The following is a 15112-nucleotide window of genomic DNA, read 5'->3' on the forward strand; positions in this document are numbered from 1 at the left end:
TCACGCTAAAGCGCCTCCTCGGCGCCGGTCAAGCGCGCACACCGGCGACCGGGAGCAGATTCACGTCGGTGCGGCGCACTTGACGGGGTGCGGCCGCCCTCCCTAGCGTGTCCACACATATGAATGATGTCCATGCATGCGGTTGCCGACGCAAGGAGACCCGAGGATGCCCGCTCCCCGCACCGTTCTGCTCACCGGCGCCGCCGGCGGGCTCGGCACCCTGATGCGGGGCCTGCTGCCCGGCTACGGCTACTCGCTGCGCCTCCTCGACCTGCGGCCCGTCGAGGGCGAGCCGGACGCCGTCACCGCGGACCTCGCCGACAAGGACGCCCTGCGCGAGGCCGTACGGGGCGTGGACGCGATCGTCCACCTCGCGGGCATCTCCCTGGAAGCCCCGTTCGAGAAGATCCTCCGGGCCAACATCGAGGGCACGTACAACCTGTACGAGGCGGCCCGTGAGGAGGGCGTCCGGCGGATCGTCTTCGCCTCCTCCAACCACGCCGTCGGCTACACCCCCCGCCCCCGGGACGGCGACCCGCTCGTTCCGATCGACACGCCGCGCCGCCCGGACACCTTCTACGGCCTGTCCAAGTCCTTCGGCGAGGACCTCGCGCAGCTCTACTGGGACAAGCACGGCATCGAGACCGTCTCCGTGCGCATCGGCTCCTGCTTCCCCGAGCCGACCAGCGTGCGCATGCTCTCGCTGTGGATGAGCCCCGCCGACGGCGCCCGCCTCTTCCATGCCGCCCTGACCGCGGACGACGTGGGGCACACCGTCGTCTACGGCTCGTCCGCCAACACGCGGCTGTGGTGGGACCTGACGGGCGCGCGGGCGCTCGGCTACGAGCCACAGGACGACTCCGAGCCCTACGCCGAGAAGCTGATCGCCGAGCAGGGCGCGCTCGACCCGGAGAACGAGGCGCACGCCCGCCTCGGCGGCCACTTCGTGACCGAGCCGCCGATCTGGCCGTACTGACGGCGCGCGACGCGACGGCGGGAGCGCCCGTGGGAACGGCGGGAGCGCCCGCGGGAGACGGCACGAGCGCCGCGGAAGACGGTCCAGGGCCCGTCGCTGGGAGCCGTGGAACGAGGGCCGCCGTCATCCAGTCCGGGCGCCGGGCGCGGGCGGCGCCCGGATCGCCCGCGCCCGGCGCCGCCCGACTGCTCCACCCGGACGTCTCCGCCGTCGGTAAGGGAACGGTAAAGCGGCCCCGGTCGTTCACCCGGCATGACCGCTATGACCCCCGGCTCGAACATCCCTCTCTCCGCCGCGCGTGTGACGGTGGACGTCGCCGCACCGGTGCGGCTCGACGTGTCGGGCCTGCTGCTCACCGCCGACGGCAAGGTGCGCTCGGACGACGACTTCATCTTCTACAACCAGCCGGCCGGCCCGGGCGTGACCTACCGCTCGGGCGGCGGCACCGCGCCCGACGCGGTCACCGTGGACACCGCCGCCGTCCCGCCCGGCATCGAAAGGATCGTCGTCACCGCCAGCCCCGACGCGGCCGGCCAGACCTTCCAGGGCATCGAGCCCACGGCCACCCTGCGCAACGCGGACGACGGCTCCGTCCTGGCCACCTTCACACCCCCGCGGCTCGCTACCGAGACGGCGCTGGTGGTCATGGAGATCTACCGGCGCAACGGCCAGTGGAAGGCCCGCGCCGTCGGTCAGGGCTACGCCGAGGGGCTCGCCGGCATCGCGACCGACTTCGGTGTGACGGTGGAGGAGCCGGCGCCGGTCGTGCCGCCCCGGCCCGAGGCCCCGCCCGCCCCGGCCATGCGTCCGCCGGCCGCTCCGCCCGCGCCGCCGCTCTCCACTCCCCCGGCGCCGGCCGCTCCGCCCGCGCCCCCGGCCGCCGCGCCGGGCGCGGGGAAGGTCAATCTGGACAAGGGCCGGGTCAGCCTGCAGAAGAACCAGACCGTCTCCCTCGTCAAGGGCGGCCGCCCGCTGCTCTCCCAGGTGAAGATGGGCCTCGGCTGGGAGCCGGCGTTCCGCGGCGCCGACATCGACCTGGACGCGTCGGTCATCGCCTACGGCCCGCAACGCAACCACATCGACAGCTGCTACTTCGGCAAGCTGTCGATCCTCAGCGGCGCGGTCAAGCACTCCGGCGACAACCTCACGGGCGAGGGCGCGGGTGACGACGAGGTGATCGTGGTCGACCTCGGGCGTCTTCCGCAGGAGGTGACCGGCCTGGTCTTCACGGTGAACTCCTTCTCCGGGCAGAAGTTCACCGAGGTCGCCAAGGCCTACTGCCGCCTCATGGACGCCACCACCGGCGAGGAGCTCGTCCGCTTCGACCTCACGGGCGCCCAGCCGCAGACCGGGGTGATGATGGCCAAGCTGATCCGCCAGTTCTCCGGCGAGTGGGAGATGACGGCGATGGGCGACTTCGTCAAGGCGCGCACGGTCCGCAACATGGTGAAGCCGGCAGCCCAGGCCCTGTAGCGCGACCCCCGGGACGCCCCCGGCCGGGCGGCCGGGGGCCGAGAGCCCACGCCGGCCCGCCGGTCGTGAGGCGGGGCGGGGCGGGCAGCCCCGCTCCCCGCCCGGCCCGGCGGGGAGGCGGGGCAGCCGCCCCCGTTCGTTTCAGGACGCGCGCTGCGACCGCGCCTTGAACGCCGCCTTGCGGGCCTCCTTGGCGACCTTCTTGTCCGGGTGCAGGCGTCCCATGGCCTCCAGCACATCCGCCGTCGCCGGGTGGTCCACCCGCCACACCGAGGCGAAGAAGCCGCTGTGCTGCCGGGCCAGTCCCTCGACCAGGGCCTGCAGTTCGGCGGAGTTGCCCTCGGCCGCGAGCTGTGCGGCGACCGTGTCGATGGTGAGCCAGAAGACCATCTCCTGCGACGGCGCCGGCACGTCGGCCCGGCCCCGCTCGGTCAGCCAGACCCGGGCCAGCCCACCCAGCTCCGGGTCGTCCAGCACGTCGCGCAGGGCCGGCTCGGCCTCGGGGCCGACCAGGGACAGCGCCTGCTGGCAGCGCAACCGCCGCAGCGGCGCCCCGGCGTCCGCACCGCGCGCCGCGGCGAGCAGTTCCCCCGCCGCAGCGAGCGGTTCGCGGCGGGCGAGCCACTGCTCGGTCTCGGCCTGCGCCGCGGCCGGCGGGAAGAGGGCCGTGCCGTCGAGCAGCGCGTCCGCCCCCTTGTCGGCCAGCTCCCCCACCACCGGTGCCGGGTACCCGGCCTCCAACAGCCGGGTGCGCAGCCCGTACTGCCCGAGTGGGGTCAGCCGCACCATGCCGTAGCGGGCGACGTCCGCCTCGTCGAGCTGCGCCGGCGGTTCCTCCCCGTCGTCGGCGAGGACCGTCTCGTCCACCGGCCGGTACTCGACGAGCCCGACGGGCTCCAGGGTCCGGAACTGCTCGTCCAGCCGCATCATCGCGTCGGACACCTGCTGCAGCATGTCGTTGGTGGGCTCGGCCAAGTCGGCGGGCAGGATCACGGAGGCGGCAAGCGCCGGCAGCGGCACGGCCCCTCCGGCGGCCCCGTCCTCCGCGGCCGTCAGCAGGTACAGGTTGGCGAGGACCTCGTCGAGGAAGTCCGCCTCGGCCTGCGGGTCGAAGTCCGGGCCCGACAGGTCGATCCCGCCGCCCGCGTCCATGGCGTCGAGCAGGTCGTCCAGGTCGGGCACGCTCGCGTCGGCGAGCGCCGTCTCCAGCGCGTCCTGCCACACCGAGAGCACATCGTGCGGGGAACCGCCCGTGAGCGCGCGCAGCTCCTCGCCCGCCGCGACGGTGCCGGCCTCCTGGTCCACGATCTCGACGAGCCCGGTGTCGACAGCCACGCGCCAGGCCTCGCTCGCACAGGCGGCCGCGTCGTCACCGCTCAGTCCCAGCGTCTCGGCCGCGGCGGGGAGCTGCTCCTCGACCAGGCCGCCGCCGGGGTCGACACGGGTGTCCGGCCCGGCCCAGCGGGCCAGGCGCGCGGCGCGCGACAGCAGCGGGGTGGCGAGGGCGTCCCGGGCCAGCTCCGGTTCGGAAGTCAGCCGCACCGGCGGCAACGGGGGCCTGTCTGACATCGGCTGGTTCTCCTAGGGCGCCTTGTGGGCCGTACGACGGTCTGCACGCCGTACCACCGGCCCCTCGGACCGGCGTACGGCTCAACTGCTCAGCCTAGACGGATTTCCACCCATGCCGCCCGGTTCATCTCCCCGTCAGGTGGCGTACATGGCCGAAACCTTGACAACTACCCTGGCCCCGCAGGACATTGACGCGCGTAGACGTCAGGGGGGCAGCTGTTCACCGACCTCTGCGCGCACCGCCGCCGCCCCCACCGGCCGCGGTCCCCGGTTCCACGTTCCACCTCGTCCCGGCGCTCACGTACATCCCCGGAGGGATCCGTTGCCGAGCAAGTCTTCCGCGCGCCACGCCGCGCTGACCGTCGCCGCCGCCTGTTCCGCGGCGGTCGCTTCCCAGATGATCGTCCTTCCCGCCCCCGCGCACGCGGCCTCCGTGCGCATCCACGACGTCCAGGGCACCACCCGGACCTCCCCCTACGCCGGCCAGAAGGTGACGGACGTGGCGGGAATCGTCACCGGCGTCCGCACCTACGGCTCCTCCAAGGGGTTCTGGATGCAGGACCCGGACCAGGACGCCGACCCGGCCACCAGTGAGGGCGTCTTCGTCTTCACCAGCTCCACCCCGAAGGTCTCCGTCGGCGACTCGGTCACCGTCACCGGCACCGTCTCGGAGTACGTGCCCGGCGGCACCTCGTCCGGCAACCAGGCGGTCACCGAGATCACCAAGCCGACGGTGACCGTCGTCTCCGGCGGCAACGCGCTGCCGGCCCCGGTCGTCGTCGACGCGGACTCCGTGCCCGCCGCCTACACGCCGGCCGGCGACCCCGCCGCGAACGGCTCGGTCAACGGCCTTACCCTGCGGCCCTCGACGTACGCCCTGGACTTCTACGAGTCCCTGGAGGGCATGAACGTCCAGGTCGCCGACGCCCGCGTGGTGACCGCCACCGACCCGTACAGCGAGCTGTGGGTGACGGTGAAGCCGTACGAGCACCGCGCCCTCCGCGGCGGTACGGTGTACGGCTCCTACGACTCCCAGAACACCGGCCGGCTGCAGATCCAGTCGCTGGGGTCGACGGCGAACTTCCCGGTCGCGAACGTCGGCGACACCCTCACCGGCACCACCACCGGCCCGCTGGACTACAACCAGTACGGCGGCTACACGCTCGTCGCCGACCGGATGGGCACGCTGAAGAGCGGCGGCCTGGAGCGGGAGACCACCCGTCAGCAGTCCCACGGGGAGCTCGCGGTGGCGACGTACAACGTCGAGAACCTGGACCCGTCGGACGACACCTTCGCCGCGCACGCCTCCGCGATCGTGAACAACCTGCGGTCGCCGGACATCGTGTCGCTGGAGGAGATCCAGGACAACAACGGCGCCACCGACGACGGCACGGTCGACGCGGACCGCACGGTCGGAAAGCTGATCGACGCCATCGTCGCGGCGGGCGGCCCGCGGTACGACTGGCGTGCGGTGAACCCGGTCAACGACGAGGACGGCGGCGAGCCGGGCGGCAACATCCGCCAGGTCTTCCTGTTCAACCCCGGCCGGGTCTCCTTCACCGACCGCCCGGGCGGTGACTCCACCACCGCCGCCGGCGTCGTCAGGGAGCGCGGCAAGGCGGCCCTGACGGTCTCCCCGGGCCGGATCGACCCGGCGAGCGCGGCCTGGAAGAACAGCCGCAAGCCGCTGGTGGGCGAGTTCGTCTTCCGCGGCCGCACGGTCTTCTTGATCGCCAACCACTTCGCCTCCAAGGGCGGCGACCAGGGGCTGGCCGGGCAGTACCAGCCGCCGGTGCGCAGCTCGGAGACCCAGCGCCACCTGCAGGCGGCGGAGGTCAACTCCTTCGTCCGCGACCTGCTGAAGGTCCAGAAGAACGCGGACGTCATAGCCCTCGGCGACCTGAACGACTTCGAGTTCTCCGCCACCGCGCAGATCCTCGAGGGCGACGGCGAGCTCTGGTCGGCGATCAAGTCGCTGCCGCAGAACGAGCGCTACACCTACGACTACCAGGGCAACAGCCAGGTCCTGGACCAGATCCTGGTGAGCCCCTCCATCCGCCGCGGCTGCGACTTCACCTACGACAGCGTGCACATCAACTCGGAGTTCCACGACCAGATCAGCGATCACGACCCGCAGGTGCTGCGGTTCCACCCGTAGCACCCGCCCGCGTGCGAGGAGAGGGGCCGGCGCGGGGGCGCCGGCCCCGCCGCGGCTGCCGGGCGCCGATCCGCCGCCGGCGTCTGCCGGACGGGGCACCTGCGGCTCCGGCAGGCGTGCGCTCCGCCGGTGCCCGTCAGGCGTGGACGCCGTCCAGCCACTCCTGCCAGGCGGACTCGTTCGCCTTGGGGTCGGCGCCCGGCGCGAAGTCGTGGACGCTGATGCCGACCGGGGCGCCCCAGTGGTTGCGGCCGAAGAACCGGATGAGGGCGTCGTCGGTGCGCAGTCCGACGAAGTACGGGTCGCGGTAGTCGAGCACGGCCTCCAGGACCCGCCCACCGGGTCCCCCGACGCTCACCCGGGCCCCCTCGGCGGCGTCCCGCGGCAGGCCGAGCGCGGCGGTGACGGCGGTGAGGGCACCGGCCGCGGTGGACGCCTCCGGCCCGTTGACGGTGGCGAAGGCGACCGGGCGGGGCGCGAAGTGGGTCAGGTACTCGCGCAGGGTGTGCAGGTAGAAGTCGGTGTGCCGGCTGGCGCCGTCGTACTGGTTGTCCCAGTCGTCGACGAAGATGCCGCTGTGCACGTAGCGCACCCAGGCGCGGCGGCCCCCGTCGCGCGGCTCGATGGTGTGGTCGAGCTGGTTGAGGGTCTGCTGGGAGATGCCCTCGACGTCCTCGACCCGGTTGACGTAGCGGTGCGGCGGGTCCCAGACGGTGACCGTGGAGCCGAACGGCCCGCGACCGCCGGTCCGGGGCTCGGGGGGCTCCATCGGCCACAGGTATCCGCCGGTGCCGTGGGTGACCGCCTCCCACACCTCCTCCGGCGTGGCGTCGACCTCGAACTCGCGGACGATCTCGAACTGCTTGCTGTCGTCGGGCATGGCCAGCTCCTGTTCACGGGGCGTCGGGCTGCGGGGCGGCGTGTTCCTTGACCGTGGGATGGAGGGCCACCACGATCCGGTGGTCGCGGCCGTTCCCGGCCTCGGGTGCGTCGTACTTGCTGATCAGGGCGGCGACACCGGACGTCAGCTCCCGGACGAACGCGGCGCGGTCCACGGCCGTGGCGAAGCGGACCTCGCCGTCCAGCCCGTGGGTCGCCAGCCGCTTGCGGGCCCTGGCCGCGCCGGTGATCAGCGAGCCGACGTCCCGGACCAGGCGGGCGCCGAGGGCGAGCAGCCAGCGCGCGGAGAGCTGGTCGCGGAAGCGGTCCGGATCCGGCTGCACGGGGGCCAGGGCGAGCGGCGAGATGACGTACGACGCGGCGGTCGCTCGCATCAGCCGCTCGGTCACGTTCCCCTTGCGGCGCTCCCCGGCCAGTTCGACCAGGCCGTGCCGCTCCAGCGTCTTGAGGTGGTAGTTCACCTTCTGCCGAGGCAGGTCGACCTTTCCCGCCAGCATGGCGGCGGACGCGGGGCCGGCCGCCAGTTCGGCGAGCAGCCGGGCGCGCACGGGGTCCAGGCAGACGGCGGCGGCCCCGGGGTCCTCGATCACGGTCACGTCGAGCATGCGTCCACCGTCTCACCGAAAGTTTTTCTTGTCCAGAATATTCAAGTGTTCGGTGGAAGAAACGGGGTCGGAGCACTCGCTGGTGGGATTCGAGCCCCACAGGGCGGCCCCAGCACGGACCGGGCGAGGGCGCCGGGCCGGTCGCCCGCCCTCCGCGCACGAAAAGGGCCACCCCCGACACAGTCGGGGGTGGCCTGGGCTGCCGGGGCGGCCGTGTGCCGCCGCCGGCCGCGTCAGTGGTGCCCGGTGCGCCGGCGCGCCAGGACGCCGGCGGTGACGAGGACCGCGCCGGCTGCGCCCGCGATCATCAGCTGGCGCGGGTTGCGCCGGCAGGCCTGCACAACGGTGCGGACGGAGCCAGGCAGGGTGCGCTCGACCGTGTGGCCGGCCTGGCCGGCCCGGGTCTGGACCGTGTGACCGGTCCGGGCGGCCCGCTCCTGCGCGTTGTGACCGGCCCGCGACGCCCGTTCCTGGACGCTGTGGCCGGCCTTGACCGCTCTGGCCTGCACCTTCTGTCCGGCCTGCGCCGCGGTGCTGCGCAGCTGGACCGTCATCGCCCCGGCCTTGTCCCTCAGATCGGCCGCGCGGGCCCGTGCGCGGCCCTTGACGTCGGCCTTCGCCGCCAGTTCCTCGACCGTGTGGCCGAGCTGGCTTCTGGTCTGCTCGATCTGCTCCCGCAGCTCGTCGGGGCCCTTCGCGCCGGCGGCCGGTGTGGAGCCGCCGCCCGCCCCCTGCGTACTGTGCGTCATCGATGCGCCCTTTCCCTGATCTCCTGGACGTCCGCCTTCACACTGCCGACCGTTTCCTCGGGTGTGGGCGGCGCGGCACGACGCAGCTGGGAACGGCCGGTCATGGCCAGCACCCCCGCGACCGCGAACAACACGGCCGTCACGATCAGTGCCGCGGCCCACACGGGCAGCGCCAGCGAGAGGGCGGCGGTCGCCGTGCCGGCCAGGGCGATCAGTCCGACGTAGGCGATGGCGCCCGCGGCGCCGATCATCCCGCCGCCGCGCCCCGCACGCCGCCCCTTCTCGGCCAGCTCCGTCTTGGCCAGGGCCATCTCCTGCCGCACGAGCCGGGAGAGCTGTTCTGTCGCCTGGTGGACGAGTTCGCCCACGGACTGCTCGTCGCGAGCAGGCCTGGTGTGCATGGTCCCGGTCACGGTCTTCCGCCTCCTCTCGGTCCGGAACAACCGGGTACCCCCGGACACCCGCGCTACCCCTGGCCCCCGCCGGGCCCGCGCTCGCCGAGCCGGGCCAGCTGGATCTGCAGCCAGTCGAGGCGGGCCTGCAAGAGGGCCGCCTCGGCGACGAGTTCGGGAACGCCGAGATCGCCACGGGCGTCGGGGCCACCGGGCCGGGCGTGACGGGCGCCCGAACCCCGGGGCGGGGTGCCAGGGGCACCGGGGCCGCCGAGGTCGTCCCGCGCACCGGGCCCGCCGGGGTCGCCCGGCCGGGCCGGATCACCGCGCCGGACCGGACCCTCCGGCCGCACCGGTTCGCCGGGCACGGCGGCCCGGCCCGCGCTGCCGACGGCCACCACGCGCAGCCCGTGCCCGGCCAGCCGGGCGAACCCGGCGAGCGTCAGCGCCCTGCGGCCGCGCACGCACCCGTCGCACGCGGCGGTGAGGACGCGCCCGCCGGGCCTGCCCCAGCCGGCGTCGGCCAGCGCCGTCGCGGGCCGGCCGCAGGCGCACGGCCCGACGGCCGCGGTGCGCACCCGCTGACGGGCGTAGCGGTAGCCGCGCTCGAAGCGGATGTAGGGGCCGAGGACCCGGACCTCCAGCAGGACGGCAGCCCGGTGCTCGGCCGTGCACAGCAGCGCCTCCGCCGCCGCCCGGTCGTGCACGCAGTGGAATCCGCAGTCGCACAGGCGGGCCGGAGGGCGGTGCCGCCGGCCGTAGACGCAGGACGCGTCGTCGAGGACGCCGTAGGGCAGCGCCCCGCCCAGTGACACACCGGTGAACCCGGCCCGGGTGCCGTCGTGGGACAGCACCGGGTAGGCGACCTTGTATCCGGCCGGCGGCTCCGCCGGGTGTTCCGCGGGCAGCCGCAGCCTCATCGTGGAGCCGGAACCTCTTCACCGGCGACGGCCTGCGACTCCTCGGCCTCCTCGGGGGGTTCGGGTCCCTCGGTGATCTCCGGCCGCTCCTCCGCCACTCCGGTGGCCAGTGCCTTGCCGAGCTTCATGGCGCCTCCCATGACCGCGCGTCGGTGACCGTACGGCCATGGTGACGCACCGGCGGGCGCTCCGCCCATCGACGACCGCGCGCCGTCACGCGCCCCGCCGGGCGTCCGGCCCGCACCCCGCCGGCACCCTTCGTGCAGCGTTCCTTACAGGTACCGCGCAGCAGATTTAAGTGGATCTGCACGGTCATCTGGTCGAACTCTGGCCCATGACGACGACAGCGACGCCGCAACGCCCCTTCGGGCGCACCCTCTGCGCCATGGTCACGCCGTTCACCGCGACGGGCGGGCTCGACCTCGACGGCGCGCAGCGGCTCGCCGGCCGGCTGGTGTCGGCAGGGTGCGACGGCCTGGTGCTGAACGGCACCACGGGCGAGTCGCCCACCACGACGGACGCCGAGAAGGCGGCCCTCGTCCGTGCCGTCCGTGAGGCGGTCGGGGACCGGGCCGCGCTCGTCGCGGGCGTGGGCACCTCCGACACCCGGCACACCGTCGAACTGGCGCTCCAGGCCGAGAAGGCGGGTGCCGACGGGGTGCTGGTGGTCACGCCGTACTACAGCAGGCCCCCGCAGGACGCCGTGGAGGCGCACTTCCGGGAGGTCGCGGACGCCTGCGGACTGCCCGTCGCGCTCTACGACATCCCCGGACGCACCGGCACCCGTGTCGAGCCGGAGACGCTGCTGCGCCTCGCCGAGCACCCCCGCATCGTGGCGGTCAAGGACTGCTCGTACGACTTCCTGGCCATCCAGAAGGTGCTGGCCCGGACGCAGTTGGCGTACTACGCGGGCTGCGACGAGCACAACCTCGCCCTCTACGCGGTCGGGGCCGCCGGCTACGTGAGCACGGTCGCCAACGTCGTGCCGGGCCCCCTGCGGGCCGTGCTGGACGCCTTCGACGCGGGCGACCCGGCGCGGGCCGCCCGCCTGCAGCAGCAGGCCATCGAACTGATCGAGGCGACCGTGTGCGCGGGGCTGCCCGGCACGGTCACCGTGAAGGGGCTGCTGGGGGCGCTGGGCCTGCCGTCCGGCCCGGTCCGCGCCCCCCTGCGGCCCGCCGACCCCGGGACGGTGGGCACGCTGCTGTCGGCGTACGAACGGCTGGTGTCCTCCTGACGGCCCGGGAGCGGCGTTCGGCGGGAGGAACGGCCGCCGCCCCCGCGGCACGGCCGCCGGTCGTCAGTTGGCGCTGTGCAGGATCTCGTTCAGGCCGCCCCACACCGCGTTGTTCGGGCGGGCCTCGACGGCGCCGGTGACCGAGTTGCGGCGGAAGAGGATGTGGGAGGCGCCGGAGAGGTCACGCGCCTTGACGATCTGGCCGTCGGGCATGGTCACGCGGGTGCCCGCGGTGACGTAGAGGCCGGCCTCGACCACGCACTCGTCGCCGAGCGCGATGCCCACGCCCGCCTCGGCGCCGATCAGGCAGCGCTCGCCGATGGAGATGATCACGTTGCCGCCGCCGGACAGGGTGCCCATGGTGGACGCGCCGCCGCCGATGTCCGAGCCGTCGCCGATCACGACACCGGCGGAGACACGACCCTCGACCATGGAGGTGCCCAGGGTGCCGGCGTTGAAGTTCACGAAGCCCTCGTGCATGACCGTGGTGCCCTCGGCCAGGTGGGCGCCGAGGCGCACCCGGTCGGCGTCGGCGATGCGGACGCCCTTCGGCACGACGTAGTCCGTCATACGGGGGAACTTGTCGACCGACGTCACCTGCAGGTGCAGACCCTCGGCGCGGGCGTTCAGGCGCACCTTCTCGACGTCGTCGACGGCGACCGGGCCGAGCGAGGTCCAGGCGACGTTGGCGAGGAACCCGAAGATGCCGTCCAGGCTCTGGCCGTGCGGCCTGACCAGGCGGTGCGAGAGGAGGTGAAGGCGCAGGTAGACGTCGTGCGCATCGATCGGTTTGTCGTCGAGCGAGGCGATGACCGTGCGGACCGCGACCACCTCGACGCCCCGGCGGGCGTCCGGCCCGATCGCCGCGGTGGCGCCTCCGCCGAGCAGCTGCGCGGCCTGCTCGGCGGACAGCTTCTCGGTGCCGGCGGGACCGGGTTCGGCCGCCAGTTCGGGCGCGGGGAACCAGGTGTCGAGGACGGTGCCGTCGGAGGCGATCGTGGCGAGGCCGGCGGCCACGGCGCCGGTGGTGCGAGGAGCAGTCGTGTCGGTCATGGGGGAAACCTAACGTGGCCGGCGCGGCACGTGCGAACCGCGTCCCACCTGCCGGGCTCCGCGCGGGAACGGGAAACGGCGGCGTCCGCGGGGAACGCCGCCGTTTCACCGGCCGGTGGGTCCGAAACGCTGATGTCAGACGTTGAACCCGAGCGCCCGGAGCTGCTCACGGCCGTCGTCCGTGATCTTGTCCGGGCCCCACGGCGGCATCCAGACCCAGTTGATGCGCAGCTCGTTGACCAGGCCGTCCGTGGCGGACCTGGCCTGGTCCTCGATGACGTCCGTCAGCGGGCAGGCCGCCGACGTCAGCGTCATGTCGACGGTGGCGATGTTGGCCTCGTCGATGTGGATGCCGTAGATGAGACCGAGGTTGACGACGTCGATGCCCAGCTCGGGGTCGACGACGTCCATCAGGGCCTCGCGGAGCTCCTCCTCCGAGGCCGGCTTCATCTCCACGGTGTCGGTCATGCCGTCTTCCTTTCGACGTCGGCGTCGCCCAGCGCCTGGGCCGTCGCGTCCTTCCACGCCATCCAGCTGAGGAGGGCGCACTTGACCCGGGCCGGGTACTTGGACACCCCGGCGAACGCGACCGCGTCCTCCAGGACGTCCTCCATGGCGTCGTCGGGCTCGATCCGGCCCTTGGACTGCATCAGCTCCAGGAACGTCTCCTGGATCCTCTGCGCCTCGGCCAGTTCCTTGCCGACCAGGAGTTCGTTCAGCACGGAGGCGGAGGCCTGGCTGATGGAGCAGCCCTGCCCCTCGTACGAGACGTCCTCGATGGTCGTGCCGTCGTACTTCACGCGGAGGGTGATCTCGTCGCCGCACGTCGGGTTCACATGGTGCACCTCGGCGTCGCCATCCCTCAGACCACGCCCGTGCGGGTTCTTGTAGTGGTCCAGGATGACTTCCTGGTACATGGAGTCCAGTTTCACGGCGACCAACCTCGCGATCTCAGGTCCGTTGCGTGGCCTGTCGGCCGGGGGTCCGGGGGCTGTCCCCCGGGCATGCACAGCACGGTCTTGTCCACGCCTCTCAGCCGAAGAAGTTCCTCACGTGCTCCAGCCCCTCGACCAGAGCGTCGACCTCGGACGGCGTGGAGTACAGATAGAACGACGCTCGCGTGGTCGCAGGAATTCCGTAGCGCAGGCAGACGGGCCGGGCGCAGTGGTGGCCGACCCGGACCGCGATGCCCTGCTCGTCGAGGACCTGGCCCACGTCGTGCGGGTGGATGTCACCGAGCGTGAACGAGATCGCCGCGCCCCGGTCCTCGGCCGTGGTGGGGCCGATGATGCGCAGGTCGGGGACCTCCGTCAGCCGCTTGACCGCGTACTCGGTGAGCGCGTGCTCGTGGGCGAGGATCTTGTCCATGCCGATCGAGTCGAGGTAGTCGATCGCCGCGCCGAGACCGACGGCCTGCGCGATCGGGGGCGTGCCCGCCTCGAACTTGTGCGGTGCGGGCGCGTACGTCGACGAGTGCATGGACACCGTCTCGATCATCTCGCCGCCGCCCAGGAACGGAGGCAGGTCCTCCAGGAGTTCCTGCCGGCCCCAGAGCACGCCGATGCCGGTCGGACCGCACATCTTGTGGCCGGTGAAGGCCACGAAGTCGGCCTGGAGGGCCTGCACGTCCAGCGGCATGTGCGGCGCGGCCTGCGAGGCGTCGACGCACACCAGGGCGCCGACCTCCTGGGCGCGGCGGACTATCGCCTCGACCGGGTTCAGGGTGCCGAGGATGTTGGACACCAGCACGAAGGAGACGATCTTCGTCTTCTCCGTGATGACCTCCTCGAGGTCGGACAGGTCGAGACGGCCGTCGTCGGTCAGGCCGAACCACTTCAGCTTCGCGCCGGTGCGCTGCGCCAGCAGCTGCCACGGCACGATGTTGGAGTGGTGCTCCATCTCGGTGATGACGATCTCGGTCTCGTGGTCCACCCGGTAGGGCTCGTCGGCCCAGCCGAGCATGTTGGCCACGAGGTTGAGCGACTCCGAGGCGTTCTTGGTGAAGATCACCTCGTCGCGGCTGGGCGCGTTGATGAACGCCGCGACCTTGTCGCGCGCGCCCTCGTACAGCGCCGTGGCCTCCTCGGCCAGCACGTGCACACCGCGGTGGACGTTGGCGTTGTGCTGTTCGTAGTACTCGTCCAGGACGTCGATCACCTGGCGCGGAGTCTGCGAGGTCGCCGCGTTGTCGAGGTAGACGAGTTTCCTCCCGTCGTGGACCACGCGGTCCAGGATCGGGAAGTCCTTGCGGATCGCCTCGGTGTCGAGGAGGCCCGGCAGCTGTGTCACGCGACTACCTCCTCCGGGTTCGCTCCGCTCACGGGGCCACCCGTCACATATGCCTCGTAGCCCTCGTTCTCCAGCTTGTCCGCGAGCTCCGGACCGCCGGACTCGACGATCCGGCCGGCGGCGAACACGTGGACGCGGTCGGGCTTGATGTAGCGCAGGATGCGCGTGTAGTGAGTGATCAGCAGGGTGCCGACCTCGCCGGACTCGCGAACGCGGTTGACGCCCTCGGAGACCACGCGCAGCGCGTCGACGTCCAGGCCGGAGTCGGTCTCGTCGAGGATCGCGATCTTCGGCTTGAGCAGCTCCAGCTGGAGGATCTCGTGGCGCTTCTTCTCACCGCCGGAGAAGCCCTCGTTCACGTTGCGCTCGGCGAAGGCGGGGTCCATGTGCAGACGCTCCATGGCCTGCTTGACCTCCTTCACCCAGGTGCGCAGCTTGGGCGCCTCGCCGCGGATCGCGGTGGCCGAGGTGCGCAGGAAGTTGGAGACCGAGACGCCGGGCACCTCGACCGGGTACTGCATCGCCAGGAACAGGCCCGCGCGGGCGCGCTCGTCGACGGACATCTCCAGGACGTCCTCGCCGTCGAGCAGCACGGTGCCGCCGGTGATCGTGTACTTGGGGTGACCCGCGAGCGAGTAGGCGAGGGTGGACTTGCCCGAGCCGTTGGGGCCCATGATGGCGTGCGTCTCGCCCTGCTTCACGGTGAGGTCGACGCCCTTGAGGATCTCCTTCGTGGCGTTGTCGGCCTCGACGGTGACGTGCAGGTCTCGGATTTCAAGCGTTGCCATGGG

16 protein-coding genes are annotated in these 15112 nt (G+C 72.6%); 4 read left to right on the top strand and 12 right to left on the bottom strand.

What is annotated here, in order from left to right; genetic code table 11:
- Positions 1-166: 166 nt before the first annotated feature.
- Together ACWDNY_RS02065 and ACWDNY_RS02070 are read left to right on the top strand one after the other, a co-directional pair.
- A complete protein-coding gene (locus tag ACWDNY_RS02065; protein ID WP_451643758.1) occupies positions 167-976 on the top strand; it encodes an NAD-dependent epimerase/dehydratase family protein in 810 nt (269 codons plus the stop codon).
- A gap of 261 nt (positions 977-1237) precedes the next feature.
- On the top strand, positions 1238-2449 hold the full coding sequence (locus tag ACWDNY_RS02070; RefSeq protein WP_451643810.1) for a TerD family protein: 1212 nt from the start codon (positions 1238-1240) through the stop codon (positions 2447-2449).
- Positions 2450-2590: 141 nt separating this feature from the next.
- Here ACWDNY_RS02070 and ACWDNY_RS02075 read toward each other — a convergent pair whose 3' ends face one another.
- Positions 2591-4018 (bottom strand): hypothetical protein, encoded by a 1428-nt coding sequence (locus tag ACWDNY_RS02075; RefSeq protein ID WP_451643759.1) that lies wholly within the window; start codon positions 4016-4018, stop codon positions 2591-2593.
- 322 nt (positions 4019-4340) lie between these two features.
- Between ACWDNY_RS02075 and ACWDNY_RS02080 the strand changes: the two genes are divergently transcribed.
- Positions 4341-6176: an endonuclease/exonuclease/phosphatase family protein gene (locus ACWDNY_RS02080; protein ID WP_451643760.1), complete on the top strand. Its 1836-nt coding sequence runs from the start codon at positions 4341-4343 to the stop codon at positions 6174-6176.
- 136 nt (positions 6177-6312) lie between these two features.
- Here the strand turns inward: ACWDNY_RS02080 and ACWDNY_RS02085 are convergent, their stop codons facing one another.
- From ACWDNY_RS02085 to ACWDNY_RS02110, 6 genes are all read right to left on the bottom strand, one after another.
- Positions 6313-7056: an SRPBCC family protein gene (locus ACWDNY_RS02085; protein ID WP_451643761.1), complete on the bottom strand. Its 744-nt coding sequence runs from the start codon at positions 7054-7056 to the stop codon at positions 6313-6315.
- 13 nt (positions 7057-7069) lie between these two features.
- Entirely contained in the window at positions 7070-7681 is a 612-nt protein-coding gene (locus ACWDNY_RS02090; protein ID WP_451643762.1) for an ArsR/SmtB family transcription factor, read from the bottom strand.
- A gap of 233 nt (positions 7682-7914) precedes the next feature.
- Complete coding sequence (locus ACWDNY_RS02095) at positions 7915-8430, bottom strand: DUF3618 domain-containing protein (protein ID WP_451643763.1); 516 nt, start codon at positions 8428-8430, stop codon at positions 7915-7917.
- Positions 8427-8843, bottom strand: a complete 417-nt coding sequence (locus ACWDNY_RS02100; RefSeq protein WP_451643764.1) for a phage holin family protein — start codon at positions 8841-8843, stop codon at positions 8427-8429. Before ACWDNY_RS02100 ends, ACWDNY_RS02095 begins: the two co-directional genes overlap by 4 nt.
- Positions 8844-8896: 53 nt before the next feature.
- Complete coding sequence (locus ACWDNY_RS02105) at positions 8897-9742, bottom strand: hypothetical protein (RefSeq protein WP_451643765.1); 846 nt, start codon at positions 9740-9742, stop codon at positions 8897-8899.
- The gene (locus tag ACWDNY_RS02110; RefSeq protein ID WP_451643766.1) at positions 9739-9870 is read right to left on the bottom strand and encodes a hypothetical protein; all 132 of its coding nucleotides are present in this window, start codon (positions 9868-9870) and stop codon (positions 9739-9741) included. Before ACWDNY_RS02110 ends, ACWDNY_RS02105 begins: the two co-directional genes overlap by 4 nt.
- Positions 9871-10076: 206 nt before the next feature.
- Here ACWDNY_RS02110 and dapA point away from each other — a divergent pair, with 206 nt between their 5' ends.
- On the top strand, positions 10077-10979 hold the full coding sequence (gene dapA / locus ACWDNY_RS02115; protein ID WP_451643767.1) for a 4-hydroxy-tetrahydrodipicolinate synthase: 903 nt from the start codon (positions 10077-10079) through the stop codon (positions 10977-10979).
- Positions 10980-11042: 63 nt separating this feature from the next.
- On the opposite strand, the gene dapD is transcribed toward dapA, so the two are convergent.
- The 5 genes from dapD to sufC form a co-directional block, all read right to left on the bottom strand.
- The gene (dapD, locus tag ACWDNY_RS02120) at positions 11043-12032 is read right to left on the bottom strand and encodes a 2,3,4,5-tetrahydropyridine-2,6-dicarboxylate N-succinyltransferase (protein WP_451643768.1); all 990 of its coding nucleotides are present in this window, start codon (positions 12030-12032) and stop codon (positions 11043-11045) included.
- A 135-nt stretch (positions 12033-12167) separates the two neighbouring features.
- A complete protein-coding gene (locus ACWDNY_RS02125; protein WP_451643769.1) occupies positions 12168-12500 on the bottom strand; it encodes a metal-sulfur cluster assembly factor in 333 nt (110 codons plus the stop codon).
- The gene (gene sufU / locus ACWDNY_RS02130) at positions 12497-12964 is read right to left on the bottom strand and encodes a Fe-S cluster assembly sulfur transfer protein SufU (protein ID WP_451643770.1); all 468 of its coding nucleotides are present in this window, start codon (positions 12962-12964) and stop codon (positions 12497-12499) included. Before sufU ends, ACWDNY_RS02125 begins: the two co-directional genes overlap by 4 nt.
- A gap of 100 nt (positions 12965-13064) precedes the next feature.
- Positions 13065-14321, bottom strand: a complete 1257-nt coding sequence (locus ACWDNY_RS02135) for a cysteine desulfurase (protein WP_451643771.1) — start codon at positions 14319-14321, stop codon at positions 13065-13067.
- Entirely contained in the window at positions 14318-15109 is a 792-nt protein-coding gene (gene sufC / locus ACWDNY_RS02140) for a Fe-S cluster assembly ATPase SufC (RefSeq protein WP_451643772.1), read from the bottom strand. Before sufC ends, ACWDNY_RS02135 begins: the two co-directional genes overlap by 4 nt.
- Positions 15110-15112 lie beyond the last annotated feature (3 nt).

The organism is Streptomyces sp. NPDC003697 (assembly GCF_053587115.1).

Excerpts from the sequence above, each read along its gene's own strand:
- ACWDNY_RS02110 (WP_451643766.1), bottom strand. The coding sequence starts at position 9,870 with ATGAAGCTCGGCAAGGCACTGGCCACCGGAGTGGCGGAGGAGCGGCCG.
- ACWDNY_RS02125 (WP_451643769.1), bottom strand. The coding sequence starts at position 12,500 with ATGACCGACACCGTGGAGATGAAGCCGGCCTCGGAGGAGGAGCTCCGC.
- sufC (WP_451643772.1), bottom strand. The coding sequence starts at position 15,109 with ATGGCAACGCTTGAAATCCGAGACCTGCACGTCACCGTCGAGGCCGAC.
- dapD (WP_451643768.1), bottom strand. The coding sequence starts at position 12,032 with ATGACCGACACGACTGCTCCTCGCACCACCGGCGCCGTGGCCGCCGGC.
- ACWDNY_RS02085 (WP_451643761.1), bottom strand. The coding sequence starts at position 7,056 with ATGCCCGACGACAGCAAGCAGTTCGAGATCGTCCGCGAGTTCGAGGTC.
- ACWDNY_RS02105 (WP_451643765.1), bottom strand. The coding sequence starts at position 9,742 with ATGAGGCTGCGGCTGCCCGCGGAACACCCGGCGGAGCCGCCGGCCGGA.
- ACWDNY_RS02075 (WP_451643759.1), bottom strand. The coding sequence starts at position 4,018 with ATGTCAGACAGGCCCCCGTTGCCGCCGGTGCGGCTGACTTCCGAACCG.
- dapA (WP_451643767.1), top strand. The coding sequence starts at position 10,077 with ATGACGACGACAGCGACGCCGCAACGCCCCTTCGGGCGCACCCTCTGC.
- ACWDNY_RS02070 (WP_451643810.1), top strand. The coding sequence starts at position 1,238 with ATGACCCCCGGCTCGAACATCCCTCTCTCCGCCGCGCGTGTGACGGTG.
- ACWDNY_RS02065 (WP_451643758.1), top strand. The coding sequence starts at position 167 with ATGCCCGCTCCCCGCACCGTTCTGCTCACCGGCGCCGCCGGCGGGCTC.
- ACWDNY_RS02095 (WP_451643763.1), bottom strand. The coding sequence starts at position 8,430 with ATGACGCACAGTACGCAGGGGGCGGGCGGCGGCTCCACACCGGCCGCC.
- ACWDNY_RS02090 (WP_451643762.1), bottom strand. The coding sequence starts at position 7,681 with ATGCTCGACGTGACCGTGATCGAGGACCCCGGGGCCGCCGCCGTCTGC.